Annotated in this window: 13 protein-coding genes; 6 read left to right on the forward strand and 7 right to left on the reverse strand. The window is 36.0% G+C overall.

What is annotated here, in order from left to right:
• Complete coding sequence (locus ACFSQ0_RS03515; protein ID WP_379044193.1) at positions 1-330, forward strand: DMT family transporter; 330 nt, start codon at positions 1-3, stop codon at positions 328-330.
• A gap of 99 nt (positions 331-429) precedes the next feature.
• On the opposite strand, the gene fumC is transcribed toward ACFSQ0_RS03515, so the two are convergent.
• Positions 430-1,824: a class II fumarate hydratase gene (fumC, locus tag ACFSQ0_RS03520; RefSeq protein WP_379044196.1), complete on the reverse strand. Its 1,395-nt coding sequence runs from the start codon at positions 1,822-1,824 to the stop codon at positions 430-432.
• A 295-nt stretch (positions 1,825-2,119) separates the two neighbouring features.
• Here fumC and ACFSQ0_RS03525 point away from each other — a divergent pair, with 295 nt between their 5' ends.
• On the forward strand, positions 2,120-2,299 hold the full coding sequence (locus tag ACFSQ0_RS03525) for a hypothetical protein (RefSeq protein ID WP_147862718.1): 180 nt from the start codon (positions 2,120-2,122) through the stop codon (positions 2,297-2,299).
• Positions 2,300-2,445: 146 nt separating this feature from the next.
• Here the strand turns inward: ACFSQ0_RS03525 and ACFSQ0_RS03530 are convergent, their stop codons facing one another.
• The 5 genes from ACFSQ0_RS03530 to prfB all read right to left on the reverse strand — a co-directional run bounded on the left by ACFSQ0_RS03530 (position 2,446) and on the right by prfB (position 7,511).
• Entirely contained in the window at positions 2,446-4,950 is a 2,505-nt protein-coding gene (locus tag ACFSQ0_RS03530) for a TonB-dependent receptor domain-containing protein (RefSeq protein WP_379044199.1), read from the reverse strand.
• A gap of 142 nt (positions 4,951-5,092) precedes the next feature.
• Positions 5,093-5,446, reverse strand: a complete 354-nt coding sequence (locus tag ACFSQ0_RS03535) for a hypothetical protein (RefSeq protein WP_379044202.1) — start codon at positions 5,444-5,446, stop codon at positions 5,093-5,095.
• Between the two features lie 71 nt (positions 5,447-5,517).
• Complete coding sequence (locus tag ACFSQ0_RS03540; RefSeq protein WP_379044205.1) at positions 5,518-5,943, reverse strand: hypothetical protein; 426 nt, start codon at positions 5,941-5,943, stop codon at positions 5,518-5,520.
• 63 nt (positions 5,944-6,006) lie between these two features.
• A complete protein-coding gene (arsC, locus tag ACFSQ0_RS03545) occupies positions 6,007-6,348 on the reverse strand; it encodes an arsenate reductase (glutaredoxin) (RefSeq protein ID WP_379044208.1) in 342 nt (113 codons plus the stop codon).
• Positions 6,349-6,409: 61 nt separating this feature from the next.
• Positions 6,410-7,511, reverse strand: a protein-coding gene (gene prfB, locus ACFSQ0_RS03550; protein WP_379044211.1) for a peptide chain release factor 2 whose coding sequence is annotated in 2 segments (ribosomal slippage) — positions 6,410-7,444 and positions 7,446-7,511 — 1,101 coding nt in all. Because the reading frame shifts where the segments join, the coding sequence is not laid out codon by codon here.
• 94 nt (positions 7,512-7,605) lie between these two features.
• Between prfB and ACFSQ0_RS03555 the strand changes: the two genes are divergently transcribed.
• Complete coding sequence (locus tag ACFSQ0_RS03555; RefSeq protein ID WP_379044214.1) at positions 7,606-8,637, forward strand: threonine aldolase family protein; 1,032 nt, start codon at positions 7,606-7,608, stop codon at positions 8,635-8,637.
• A 46-nt stretch (positions 8,638-8,683) separates the two neighbouring features.
• Here ACFSQ0_RS03555 and ACFSQ0_RS03560 read toward each other — a convergent pair whose 3' ends face one another.
• Entirely contained in the window at positions 8,684-8,998 is a 315-nt protein-coding gene (locus tag ACFSQ0_RS03560; RefSeq protein WP_379044217.1) for a YbaB/EbfC family nucleoid-associated protein, read from the reverse strand.
• A 111-nt stretch (positions 8,999-9,109) separates the two neighbouring features.
• Here ACFSQ0_RS03560 and ACFSQ0_RS03565 point away from each other — a divergent pair, with 111 nt between their 5' ends.
• From ACFSQ0_RS03565 to ACFSQ0_RS03575, 3 genes are all read left to right on the forward strand, one after another.
• The gene (locus ACFSQ0_RS03565; RefSeq protein WP_379044219.1) at positions 9,110-11,173 is read left to right on the forward strand and encodes a S9 family peptidase; all 2,064 of its coding nucleotides are present in this window, start codon (positions 9,110-9,112) and stop codon (positions 11,171-11,173) included.
• Between the two features lie 95 nt (positions 11,174-11,268).
• Positions 11,269-12,309 (forward strand): PLP-dependent cysteine synthase family protein, encoded by a 1,041-nt coding sequence (locus ACFSQ0_RS03570; protein ID WP_379044222.1) that lies wholly within the window; start codon positions 11,269-11,271, stop codon positions 12,307-12,309.
• 126 nt (positions 12,310-12,435) lie between these two features.
• Positions 12,436-13,695, forward strand: a complete 1,260-nt coding sequence (locus tag ACFSQ0_RS03575) for an aminotransferase class I/II-fold pyridoxal phosphate-dependent enzyme (protein WP_379044225.1) — start codon at positions 12,436-12,438, stop codon at positions 13,693-13,695.
• Positions 13,696-13,751 lie beyond the last annotated feature (56 nt).

A 13,751-nucleotide genomic window follows, 5' to 3' on the forward strand; every position in this document is an offset into this window, starting at 1 on the left:
GTGAGTTGGGTTTATTTAATTTTAGGTGGTTTGTTTGAGGTTGGTTTTGCTTCGTCTTTAGGCAAGGCTCAACAAAGCACTGGCAATGAAGCCGTATATTGGTATGGTAGTTTTATTATTTGCTTGTGTTTAAGCATGCTATTATTAATAAAAGCAACACAAGAATTACCAATTGGTACTGCCTATGCGGTTTGGACAGGCATAGGGGCTGTCGGAACCGTGCTCGTAGGAATTTTTTACTTTAAAGAGCCTATAGATTTTTGGCGTATCTTTTTTATTAGTACGCTAGTGCTTTCCATTGTTGGACTTAAATATGTCTCAAATACTTAAATTTAATAAAAAAACCGCTGAAAATCTCAGCGGTTTTTTTTATTAGTTTAGCTAATAAATGTTTTTTCAAAAAGTGAAAAAGTCCTGCTCACTATTGGATTATATTTCCCCTACCATATCTTCCGGTTTTACCCAAGCGTCAAACTCTTCGGCTGTGGTATATCCTAAATTAATGGCTTCTTCTTTAAGTGTTGTGCCATTTTTGTGGGCGGTATTGGCAATTTCTGCAGCTTTATAGTAACCAATTTTTGTATTAAGGGCTGTTACCAGCATTAAGCTATTTTGTAATAGCTCATCTATTCTTGCTTGGTTTGGCGTGATGCCACTAATGCAATGTTCTTCAAAAGATACACAAGCATCTCCCAATAATTGAGCGCTTTGCAACAAGTTCGCTGCCATTACTGGTTTAAAGACATTAAGCTCAAATTGACCTTGCATACCGCCAACACTCATTGCCACATCGTTACCAATTACTTGAGAACATACCATTGTTAACGCCTCACATTGGGTAGGGTTTACTTTGCCTGGCATGATTGAAGAACCTGGCTCATTTGCTGGAATATTGATCTCGCCAATTCCACTTCGAGGTCCCGAAGCTAACATTCTAATATCGTTGCCAATTTTGTTTAATGAAACGGCCAATTGTCTTAATGCACCGTGTGTTTCTACGAATGCATCGTGGGCTGCTAAGGCTTCAAATTTATTTTCAGCCGAAGTAAACGGTAATTCGGTAAAATCGGCGATGTATTGAGCCACCTTTTCAGCATAGTTTTTAGGCGTATTTAATCCGGTACCAACCGCAGTACCACCTAAAGCTAATTCACCTAAATGTGGCAGGCTATTATTCAATGCTTTTAAACCATGGTCCAGTTGAGAAACGTAACCGCTAAATTCTTGCCCTAATGTTAGGGGTGTAGCATCCATAAAATGCGTTCTACCAATCTTTACAACTTTTTTAAACTCTTCTGCTTTTGCATTTAAAGTGTCGCGTAGTTGTTTGATGCCCGGTAGGGTTACCTCTATAATTTTTTTATAAGCCGCAATATGCATCCCTGTGGGGAAGGTGTCATTCGAAGATTGAGATTTGTTAACATCATCGTTTGGCTGCAGTGTTTTCTCCCCTTCACCTATAGTTTTACCGGCCAATTGATGTGCTCTATTAGCAATTACCTCGTTTACATTCATGTTGCTTTGCGTTCCCGATCCGGTTTGCCAAATAACTAAAGGGAATTGATTGTCGTGTTTTCCTGCTAAAATTTCATCACATACTTGAGCTATTAAATCTCTTTTTTCTTCTGATAAAACACCAGCTTCTGCGTTGGTGTAGGCAGCGGCTTTTTTTAGATAAGCAAAACCATATATAATTTCTAATGGCATTGATGCAGGTGCGCCAATTTTAAAATTATTTCTTGAGCGCTCTGTTTGTGCTCCCCAAAGTTTATCTGCGGGTACTTGCACTTCGCCCATCGTGTCTTTTTCGATTCTGTATTTCATTTGGAAGTATTTTGAATTTTGCAGCACAAATTTAATCAATTCAGACTTGATTTACCCTTATTTTTTAAATAAAGCCTTAAAGCTTGACAAACAGACAAAGTTTTGTAGAATGCTTGAACTTTTATAAATGAACCTGCTTTGCTCAATATAATTAGACTCATTTTGTGGATAATCAAACCTACTATATTTGGGTTGATGCCAAAATTAGCAGGTCTATTTATTTTTTAACTTTTTGTTGGAAATAATTTGTAATTATATGTATCTTTGAAAAAATTCTTGAAATTTAGAAATTATGATGTTCGAATTCGACCAGTGGTTAGGTTTTTTAGCGTTTGCGGTTATTGGTTTAATCGGTTTTTGGTTAATGCTATTTTTATTAACTTTTGTAGTGCCTTATTGGATAGGAGGTTCTCTTCTAGAGCGTTTTAAAGAGAAAAAAGAAGCAAGAAAAAACAGAGAAATGATTGAGGAGTAAATCGCTCTAAAAATCTTTATTTTATATCAATGAGCTTGTCTTTTTAAGAGACAAGCTTTTTTTATGGTAGGTGGTGAATAACCAATGTAAATAATAAACCCCTTAGTTTTGCTAAGGGGTTTTGTGTTTTTCAGAAAATTGGAAGCTTAAAATCCGCCTTCCTCGTCCATATCCATTCCACCTTGGTTACGTTGACCGTTTCTGCGACCGTTTTTAGGCTGATTGAATCGGTAAATTAAACCTAAGGTGATTTGTCTTTCTCTCCATTGAAATTCGGAATCAGACGTGAAATAATTTGTATCTAAACTATTTTCTTGAGTATTGGTAAAAGATCTTCTTTTTCGACTATTGAGTAAATCGCTAACATTTAAAGAAAGTGTAGCTTTGTCTTTAATGATTTCTTTACTAAAGGCCATATTTAAACTAAAGATACCATCGGTGTCGATAATTGCTGTTTCTCTAGGCCCAAAATAAAATCCTGTAGTTTGCCATTCTATATTTGCAGGTAAGGTAACTTTAGAGCTAAAACGCGCAAACCAGCTGGTATTTTTGGCATCATAATTTACACCATTAAAATCTCCTTTTGTATCAGATGCAAATAGATTAAAACTTCCGTTTACTCGCAACCATCTTTCTGGATTGTATATTACACCTAACTCTCCACCAAAACGTTGTTCGGTTGATAGGTTAATAGGTAGCGTTCGAATAATTTTTACTCCGTCTTGAGTAGTTTCGCCTGTTTCTTCCTGAATTCTGTTGAATGCTCCAGTTTCGCGTTGGTAATATACAGAGGAAGTTAATGTAAGTTTATCCCATTGCTTAAGGTAACCTAAATCAAAGGCATCTGAAAAAGCTGGATCTAAATCTGGATTACCTTGAAAAATATTGGTTCTACTAGAACGAGAAGGGAAGGGGTTGATAAACCAACCGCGCGGTCTGTTAATCCTACGGTTATAACCTAAAGATATGTTTTCATTTTCCCCTAATTCATAAATAAGATTAATGGTGGGGAATAACTCTAAATAATCTTTTTCAAAATTGGTATCTACGTTTATTCCTAACGCTTCTTCTAAGGCTTGTTCGTCGCCAAACTCAGAAAAAACTTCTCCTTTTAATAAGGTATGCTCCAAACGCAAGCCTAGCAGGAATGAAAAGTCACCAAATTTATTTCCGTATTGTGTGTAAATGGCGTTTACATTCTCGGTATATTTGAATAAGTTGGTTAATCCTTTGTCAATTTCGTATTGATTGGTATCAAAGTTATAACGCTCTAAATTATAATCTGTATCGGTGTTTTCAAAAGTTCCTCGGTAACCCGCTTCAAATTGCGCTTCCCCCATAGGAAGAACATAGTCTACTTGAGCTAAGAATTGATTTTGTTTTTCGTTTTCAAAGATTCTCTCTTGGTCTAGAATATCTTCATTGGGTTCTAAGATATTTTCTATAATACTTGTAGGTTTATCTTCATTGTCAAAAGAATATTGAAAATCGGCGGTTAATTTATGGCCCTTATCATCAAATTTATTCTGATAATTTAATGAGAATTGGTAACTAGCATCTTCTTCCTTTTCAATTTCTTTTCGTTCGGTTCTATTCACTAAATTGTTTTCGAAAAATCGTGAAGTTTTATTGGTGCTAATGTCTTTGTCGTCGCCCCAACGCATAAAAGCGCTACCAGTTATAGATGAACTTTCGGTAAGAAAATATTCCATACCAATATTGGTATTGATCCCTTTTCTTCTACGGTCATATTCTCTGTCTTCTAAGGTATTATCTACGCTTACATCATCACCAAAATAACGGTTGTTAAAGTTGGCGTTTCCTGGTGATTCTCTATAGTAAACCCCTGTGGTGTTAAATACATTAAACTTATCGGTTCTTAGGTTTACGTTGGCCGATAAGTTACTGTTTGTTGGATAGCCTACGTTTGCTGTGATTGATCCATTAAAACCTAGGGTTTTTTCTTTCTTCAAAATAATATTTAAAATACCGGCACTTCCTTCGGCATCGTAGCGGGCAGAGGGGCTTGTAATTACCTCAACACGCTCAATCGCATCTGCAGGTAGTTGCTGAAAAACATCGGTATTTCCAAAACCTGCCATAGCCGATGGCTTCCCATTAATTAAAATTCGAACGTTTTCATTTCCGCGTAAGCTTATACCGCCTTCAACATCTACAGATACAGAAGGAACGTTATTTAAAGCATCACTAACTGTGGCGCCCTGCGTCGTTAAATCTTTACCAATATTATATATTTTTTTATCTAACCGAATATCTACTTGGGTAGTTTCGGCGCGAACCACTACCTCATCGAGCGAGTCTGATTTAAGACCTAAACTTACCGTTCCCATTTTTGTATCTTTATTAATTGTACGGTTGTTGTACTTTTTAGGTTCAAAAGAAATATACTCAACCACTATATCATAAGTACCTTCTTTAACCTCAAACTTAAAATTACCATCATAATCGGTTACACCACCTTGGGGGGGTAGGTTCCCTTTTGTATCTTTAAGAGTAATAGTAGCATATTCTAGTGGTATCCCGGCATCCTTATCGACTACCTTTCCTGAAATCTGATAATTTTTTTGTGCATAACCTAAGCTACAAGCTATTATAGCAAATAAGGTTAGTAATTTTTTTTGAAGTTTCATGAAGTTACAATTAGCTGTTTATTGTTTTGTTTATGTGTGTAAGACCTTTTAAGCATTGAAAGGTTTAATTATACTTTCATAAAAAAATCATAAAGCCACTCGAAGTGGCTTTATGATTTTGCAAATGAACTATTTAAGTAATTTACTTTTTATTTTTTTCTAATATCATTGATACATATTGGTTGTACTGAGCATCGGTTAGAATATTACGCATTTCGAGTACTTCATTTTGTTTTAAAGCCAATATGGCTTTTTTCTTTTCTTCTAGACTAATTGAACTCTTAATAATTTCTTGTTCTCTAACTCCAAAATTTTTAAGTTTTAAAGTTATGAGGCTTTCTTGTTTCCCGGTTAGCGCCAATTTGTTTTTCAAGATTTGTACTTCCTTTTCAACTTGTTGCTCAATTTGTGGTGTTACTTCACTTGCCAATACTTGCTGCGCTTGCATATTAAATGCCAAAAACCCGATTAATAATAAGCTAATAATACTTTTCATAATTTAAATTTTTATGGTAATTTAATAAAATACAGGCGCTTAGCTCGTTAAAACTCCGTTAATTCCATTGGTCAAAGTTTATTCATTTGTCCCTGGGTTCTTATTTTATCGTCATTTTCAACTTCTTGCTGTTGGCGGAGTTTTTGGCGTTGATCTTCTTGATAGCGCATGAAAAAATTAAATTGATATCGAGTGAGAATATTGGCAAATTCGCCAGTGAGGGTTGCGTCAATTCTATCATACATGGCTTTTTTTCGTGCGGGACTCCAAGTAGTTTTTTCAATTTTTTGCTTCTGTACTTCGTGTACCATTAAAGCATTGCGAACCATTAGGCGTTCATCGGGACCTAAAGCTAAAAGCTTAGCAATTTTTTTAGATTCAGCATCGGCTTTTTTTTTAATTTTAGGAGTAGCCTCCATTAATAAAAGGTGATGCTGGGCTTGTAAGCCAAGACTTAATAAACCGAAAAATAGAAAAAATGCATACTTTTTCATCATAAACATTTTAAATATTAAACGCTTAAAGCTAACAAGTTTTGTCCATAAAATTTACTAAAACAATTATAAAAATTCTTTTATTTTTTCTGGTGGTCTGGCAATTATCGCTTTGTCTTTTTGCATAACAATTGGTCGTTGAATTAGTTTCGGGTTATCATGCATTGCTTTGATAATTTGATCTTTACTTAATTCTTTACCTTTAAATTCTTCTTTCCATATTTTTTCGTTCGTTCGTACTAGGTCGATAGGATCACAACCTAGGGCTTTCAAAAGATCTTTAATTTCTTCTTCGCGAAGAGGTTGATTTAGGTATTTTACAATTTGAAAATCTTGACCAGACTCTTGCAAAATGGCCAAGCCTTCTCGAGATTTACTGCATCTTGGGTTATGGTAAATTTTAATCATTTTATTTTTTTTATAAATTAATAAGACTGGTATAGGGAAATATAATAAGAATTTTGCTTTATTACAATTCCTCTTTTTGCCCCATAAGCATAAGATATGCTTTTAGAAAGGCATCTAGGTCACCGTTCATCACCGCATCAACATTTCCGGTTTCCTCTCCCGTTCGCACATCTTTCACCAGTTTGTAAGGGTGCATTACATAATTACGAATCTGCGAACCCCATTCAATTTTTTTCTTGCTAGCCTCAATATCTTCTCTTTGCTCTAACTGTTTTTGTAGCTCAAGCTCATACAATTGTGATTTCAGCATTTGCATTGCTCTTTCACGGTTATCGTGTTGCGATCGTGTTTCTGAGCAACTTATCTGTATTCCCGTGGGGTGATGAACCAGCTGCACCTTGGTTTCTACCTTATTAACATTTTGTCCGCCTGCTCCACTAGAGCGCGCTGTTGTAATTTCAATATCGGCGGGATTAATAGTAATTTCAATAGAATCATCGACCAACGGGTAAACGTAAACCGATGCAAAAGAAGTATGTCTTTTCGCATTACTATCAAAAGGAGAAATACGAACTAAACGATGTACACCATTCTCACCCTTGAGCCAGCCAAAGGCGAAGTCGCCTTCAATTTCTAGAGTAACGGTTTTAATTCCGGCTACATCGCCATCTTGAAGGTTGAGTTCTTTAATTTTGTATCCGTGCTTTTCTGCCCACATAATATACATCCGCATAAGCATTGATGCCCAGTCGCAACTCTCTGTTCCGCCCGCTCCTGCTGTTATTTGTAATACAGCGGTGAGATCATCTCCCTCATCAGAAAGCATATTTTTAAACTCAAGAGTTTCAATTTTATCAAGACACAATTCATATTTTTTAATCAACTCATCTTGATTTGCTTCTCCTTCTTTATAAAACTCAAATAAAATTTCTAACTCTTCGGTTAATTCTTTAATTTCTTCGAAATCTTGCACCCATTTTTTTTCTTGATTTAAAGCCCGAACCACCTTTTGTGCTTCTTGAGGCTTATCCCAAAAATCTGGTGCAAAGGTTTTTTCTTCTTGGTTGCTTATTTCAATTCTTTTGGCATCTAAGTCAAAGATATTGGTTTAAGGCAGTTACACGTGTATTGAGTTCTTTTATGTTGTCTTGGGTAATTTGCATGACTTTACGGATTTATTTTTTTTTCAAATTTAAAATTTACCAAGCTTTTTAAAAATGTTTTCACCACAATTCTTACTTTTAACTAAAAATAGCGATGCGAATAGATTTAAAAAGCGATACAGTTACTCGACCAACGCCGAATATGTTAGAACACATGCTTAATGCTCGGGTGGGAGACGATGTATATAAAGAAGATTACAGCGTAAATGAGTTAGAAGAAAAAGTGGCGGCACTTTTTGGTAAAGATTCTGCTCTATTTTTTCCTAGTGGCACTATGGCCAATCAAGCCGCAATAAAATTACATACCCAACCTGGTGAACAGCTTATTTGTGATAAATGGGCCCATGTTTTTAATTATGAAGGAGGAGGGGTTGCTTTTAATAGTGGAGTTTCGTGTAAATTAATAGATGGCAATCGCGGAATGATCACTGCCAAGCAAGTAGAAGAAAGCATAAATCCACCCGATTTTTATCACAGTCCACTTAGCACTTTGGTCTGTCTTGAAAACACTACCAATAAAGGGGGAGGTGCCTGCTATGATCTAGATGAAATAAAAAAAATTAGAAAAGTTTGCGATCAACATCAATTAGGTTTACACTTAGATGGCGCTCGCTTGTTTAATGCCTTGATAGCCACTGGTCAACAGCCAAACGAGTACGGGAAGTTGTTCGACACCATTTCAATTTGTCTGTCAAAAGGATTAGGTGCGCCTATGGGTTCGGTTTTGGTTGGCGATGAAAAGTGGATGAAAAATGCTATTCGAGTACGTAAAGTTCTAGGTGGAGGTATGCGCCAGGTAGGTTATATGGCGGCTGCAGGAACTTATGCTTTAGACTATCACGTAGCTCGACTTGCAGAAGACCATAGGCGCGCAAAAGAATTGGGTGCTTTGCTGTCAAAAGCTAACTATGTAGCTAAAGTTGAACCGGTAGAAACCAATATTGTTATCTTTTACCTAAAAAACTCGATGCCTGAACAAACTTTTTTGCAAGCTATGAGAGAAAAAGAAATTGGGCTTAGTGCTATGGGCCAGGGTAAACTCCGTTTGGTAACGCATCTGGATTATACACAAGAGATGCACGAGTTTGTCCTGCAAGAACTCGAAAGTTTGAACACAAGGGTTTAATACTAAAAAGAGGCGTTAAGCGCCTCTTTTTTTGTTTTCTAGTTTATTATTTGAACATATCCATTCCTGGAATATTAGGCATACCTTGTTTGGCTACTGAAGCAATCTCGGCCTCGTGCATATCGTTTGCTTTTTGAATTGCCTTGTTAAGCGTAAGAATAAGATAATCTTCTAATTGCTCCTTGTCTTCAAGTAATTCATCAGCAATTTCGATTTGTTTAATTTCTCTAGCTGCAGAGATGGTTATCTTTAACAAATCATCTGTAGTAGACTCTTGTAAACTAACATTTTTAAGACGCTCCTTGGTCTCTTCAACTTTTTTCTGCGTTTCCTGCAGTTTATTCATCATATCTCCAAACATAACTTACTTTTTTTATGTGGTGCAAATTAATAAATTTAACCTAATAATATGATTAAGAATTTAATAAAATACGTGGGATAGTTTAAATTTGCGGCGTTTAAAAAATAGCATATGATCTCTACGAAAATAAATCCGCCACGAGCGAAACAGATAGCTAAAACACTAAGTATTCACGGGCACGAACGTGTTGATAATTATTTTTGGATGAATGAACGTGATCATCCAGATGTGTTAGCTTATCTTGAAGCTGAAAATGAGTACTATAAAACGCAAACTGAGCATACTTCAGCGTTTCAAGAAAAGTTATTTCAGGAAATGAAATCGCGTATTAAAGAGGATGATGCTTCTGTGCCGTATAAAAAAAATGGATATTGGTATTATGTTCGCTTTGAGAAGGGAGGTGATTACCCTATTTATTGTCGTAAGCTAGGCGAGTTAGATGCAGATGAAGAAGTGCTGTTTAATTGCAATGAAATGGCAAAAGGGAATAGTTATTTTCATTTAACTGGCATAAATGTTAGTCCGAATAACAATTTGGTGGCTTATGGAGTAGATACCGTAAGCCGACGTAAATACACCTTGTACGTTAAAGACTTAGTTTCTGGTGAGGTGTATCCTAGCCATATAGAATCTACCACAGGAGGATCAATTTGGGCCAACGACAACAAAACCCTTTACTATACCCGAAAAGATGAGCAAACTTTACGCTCAAACCAGATTTTTAAGCATAAATTGGGTACATCGCCAAATAACGATGCTTTGGTTTATCAAGAAGACGATGAAACTTTTAACACCTATATTTATAAAACAAAATCACAAGCCTATCTGATTATTGGGAGTAGCAGTACTTTAAGCGATGAGTATCGTATTTTAAATGCCGATACCCCTAATGATTCATTTAAACTATTCGCACCAAGAAAACGGGGTGTAGAATATGGTTTGGCTCATTTTGGAGATCATTTTTATTTGTTAACCAATAAAGATGAGGCGTACAATTTTAAATTAATGCGTACACCCATTACACAAACAGGTTACGATTATTGGGAAGAAGTTATTGCTCATCGTGAAGAAGTTTTGCTTGAAGATGTAGATATTTTTAAAGATTACTTAGTGGTGACAGAGCGTTTTCAAGGATTAAACAAATTGAGAGTGATGCGATGGGACGAGCAGGAAGATTTTTATGTGCCCTTAAAAGGAGAAACCTACACAGCAAATACTGGAGCAAATCCTGACTTTGACACCCCTGTACTTCGTTATAGTTATTCGAGTTTGACCTCACCAGCGGCTGTTTTTGATTTTAATATGCAAGCAAAAACAACTACTTTAATGAAAGAGCAAGCTGTGTTAGATAAAAGTTTTAATAAAGATAATTATATAGAAGAACGTATTTGGGCCACTGCCGATGACGAGACTAAAATTCCGATATCTTTAGTTTATAAAAAAGGATTAAAAAGGGATGGCAGTGCACCATTACTTCAATATGCTTACGGAAGTTATGGACATACCACAGACCCTTATTTTTCTAGTAATCGTTTAAGCTTATTAGATCGTGGTTTTGTATATGCTATCGCCCATGTTAGAGGCGGGGAGTATATGGGGCGTAATTGGTACGAAAATGGTAAGCTGCTTCATAAAATGAACACCTTTACCGATTTTATTTCGGTTTCAAAACACTTAATCGCCAATCGATACACTTCAGAAAAACACCTTTATGCTTACGGCGGATCGGCAGGAGGTATGTTAATGGGTGGGGTGGCCAATATGGCTCCAAAATTGTATCACGGTATTATTGCAGCGGTACCCTTTGTAGATGTGTTAACCTCAATGCTCGATGATAGTATACCATTAACAACTGGCGAGTATGATGAGTGGGGAAATCCTAATAAAAAGGAGTATTATGATTATATGAAAAACTATTCGCCCTATGATAATGTGAAAGAACAGGACTATCCGCATATGTTGATCACTACGGGTTACCATGATTCTCAGGTGCAATATTGGGAACCCGCTAAATGGGTTGCTAAGTTAAGAACCCATAAACGTAATGCGACCAAATTATTTTTAAACACCAATATGGATACAGGGCACGGCGGTGCTTCAGGTCGATTTGAAAGTCTAAAAGAGCTAGCCGAAGACTATGCATTTTTATTAGACTTGGAAGGAATTAACCAATAATTAAAAAAAAACATGTAAATTTGCCTTGTTTTGCGAATTCCTTAATTTTTTGGAATCAAAACACGAAAGGAAAGTTAATAAGAACTTCACATTTTATGAAAGAAGACTTAAAGGTTTATAATGACGCTTTACAGCTAGTAGGAAATACACCACTCATTAAATTAAACCGAATAACTAAAGATTTAACTGGAGATTTTTATGCCAAAGTAGAAGCATTTAATCCCGGTCACTCAACAAAAGACAGAATAGCCCTTTATATTATCGAAGAAGCTGAGCGCAAAGGGATATTAAAACCAGGAGATACTATTATTGAAACCACATCGGGTAATACAGGATTTAGTATTGCAATGGTTTCGGTGATCAAAGGTTACGAGTGCATTTTAGCGGTTAGTTCAAAATCATCTGCAGATAAAATAGATATGCTTAAAAGCTTAGGAGCTAAAGTATATGTTTGTCCGGCACATGTGAGCGCCGATGATCCAAGATCGTATTATGAGGTGGCAAAAAGGTTGCACCAAGAAATTAAAGGTTCTGTTTATATCAATCAATATTTTAATGAATTAAATATTGACGCGCATTACAACACCACTGGTCCTGAAATATGGAAACAAACTGAAGGAGAAATAACTCATTTGGTGGCGTGTAGTGGGACAGGAGGAACCATTTCTGGAACCGCAAGATTTTTAAAAGAGCAAAATCCCGATATTCAAATTATAGGTATAGATGCCTACGGATCGGTATTAAAAAAGTACCACGAAACGCGTGAGTTTGATGAAAATGAAATTTATCCGTACCGTATTGAAGGTTTAGGTAAAAATTTGATTCCAACCGCAACAGATTTTGATGTTATAGATCGTTTCGTCAAAGTTTCTGATGAAGAGAGCGCACATACAGCCAGAATGATTTCTAAAACCGAGGGTCTTTTTGTTGGGTATACTAGTGGTGCCGCTTTTCAAGGGGTGAAGCAGTTGGCCGAGGAAGAAATTTTTGATGCTAATAGCAAAGTAGTTATTATCTTTCCCGATCACGGTTCTCGTTATATGAGCAAAATCTACAGTGACGATTGGATGCAAGAACAAGGTTTCTCAGATTCTGAAAATCTAGTTGATGCTGAAAAAATTCAGTACATTAAGTAATTTAAAAGCATCCGATAAGGATGCTTTTAAATTTATTCCATATGTTAAATTCACGAATTGCTTGTTAAATAATCAAATTGATATTTATTTGATTATTTTTGCATTCTGTTTTATAAAAATTATTCTATGAAAGATTTATTTGATAAAATATATAAAGACAAAGGGCCATTAGGAAAATGGGCAGACCAAGCTGAAGGTTATTTTGTATTCCCTAAACTAGAAGGAGAAATAGGTAACCGAATGAAATTTCAGGGTAAAGAAGTAATTACTTGGAGTGTGAATGACTATTTAGGGTTGGCAAACCACCCTGAAGTTAGAAAGGTAGATGCCGAGGCAGCTAAACAGTATGGCTCAGCTTATCCTATGGGAGCAAGAATGATGAGTGGTCATACCGATTTGCATGAACAACTTCAAAATGAGTTAGCCGAATTTGTTAATAAAGAAGCGGCTTATTTATTGAATTTTGGTTATCAAGGTATGGTGAGTACTATTGATGCTTTGGTGGGGAAAGATGATGTAATTGTTTATGATGTAGATGCGCACGCATGTATTATTGATGGGGTACGCTTACATATGGGTAAACGATTTACCTACAAACACAATGATGTAGCAAGTATTGAGAAAAACCTACAAAGAGCCGAAAAAATTGCACAGCAAACTGGAGGTGGAATTTTACTGATTTCTGAAGGTGTATTCGGTATGCGTGGAGAACAAGGGAAATTAAAAGAAATTGTTGCCCTAAAAGAAAAGTACAACTTTAGGTTATTTGTAGATGATGCGCATGGTTTCGGTACCTTAGGTAAGACTGGTGCTGGTGCTGGTGAAGAGCAAGGAGTACAAGATCAAATTGACGTTTACTTTGCTACTTTCGCAAAATCTATGGCAAGTACAGGAGCATTTATAGCGGGTGATCAAGAAGTTATTGATTATTTAAAGTATAATTTAAGATCGCAAATGTTTGCAAAGTCTTTGCAAATGCAATTGGTTGTAGGGGCGCTTAAGCGTTTAGATATGCTGCGTAGCATGCCTGAATTGAAAGAGAAACTTTGGGAAAATGTAAATGCTTTACAAAACGGACTTAAAGAAAGAGGTTTTGATATTGGTACAACACAAAGTTGTGTAACCCCAGTTTATTTAAAAGGAAGTATACCAGAAGCAATGGCCTTGGTTAAAGATTTACGCGAAAATCACGGTGTATTCTGTAGTATTGTAGTATACCCTGTAATTCCAAAAGGTTTAATACTACTTAGAATGATACCTACAGCTTCACATACTATGAAAGATATTGAAGAAACTTTAGAAGCCTTTTCATCTATTCGTGAGCGTTTAGAAAATGGTACTTATAAAAGATTATCTGCAGGAGTTGCTGCTGCAATGGGTGATTAATATAAACAGAATTTCATTAAGAAAAAAAATCCGCTTTAAGCGGATTTTTTTATGCT

Source organism: Mesonia sediminis, assembly GCF_042684705.1.
Lineage (GTDB): Bacteria > Bacteroidota > Bacteroidia > Flavobacteriales > Flavobacteriaceae > Mesonia > Mesonia sediminis.

Coding starts and splice junctions, on each gene's coding strand:
- fumC (WP_379044196.1), bottom strand. CDS start 1,824: ATGAAATACAGAATCGAAAAAGACACGATGGGCGAAGTGCAAGTACCC.
- ACFSQ0_RS03525 (WP_147862718.1), top strand. CDS start 2,120: ATGTTCGAATTCGACCAGTGGTTAGGTTTTTTAGCGTTTGCGGTTATT.
- ACFSQ0_RS03530 (WP_379044199.1), bottom strand. CDS start 4,950: ATGAAACTTCAAAAAAAATTACTAACCTTATTTGCTATAATAGCTTGT.
- ACFSQ0_RS03535 (WP_379044202.1), bottom strand. CDS start 5,446: ATGAAAAGTATTATTAGCTTATTATTAATCGGGTTTTTGGCATTTAAT.
- ACFSQ0_RS03540 (WP_379044205.1), bottom strand. CDS start 5,943: ATGATGAAAAAGTATGCATTTTTTCTATTTTTCGGTTTATTAAGTCTT.
- arsC (WP_379044208.1), bottom strand. CDS start 6,348: ATGATTAAAATTTACCATAACCCAAGATGCAGTAAATCTCGAGAAGGC.
- ACFSQ0_RS03555 (WP_379044214.1), top strand. CDS start 7,606: ATGCGAATAGATTTAAAAAGCGATACAGTTACTCGACCAACGCCGAAT.
- ACFSQ0_RS03560 (WP_379044217.1), bottom strand. CDS start 8,998: ATGTTTGGAGATATGATGAATAAACTGCAGGAAACGCAGAAAAAAGTT.
- ACFSQ0_RS03565 (WP_379044219.1), top strand. CDS start 9,110: ATGATCTCTACGAAAATAAATCCGCCACGAGCGAAACAGATAGCTAAA.
- ACFSQ0_RS03570 (WP_379044222.1), top strand. CDS start 11,269: ATGAAAGAAGACTTAAAGGTTTATAATGACGCTTTACAGCTAGTAGGA.
- ACFSQ0_RS03575 (WP_379044225.1), top strand. CDS start 12,436: ATGAAAGATTTATTTGATAAAATATATAAAGACAAAGGGCCATTAGGA.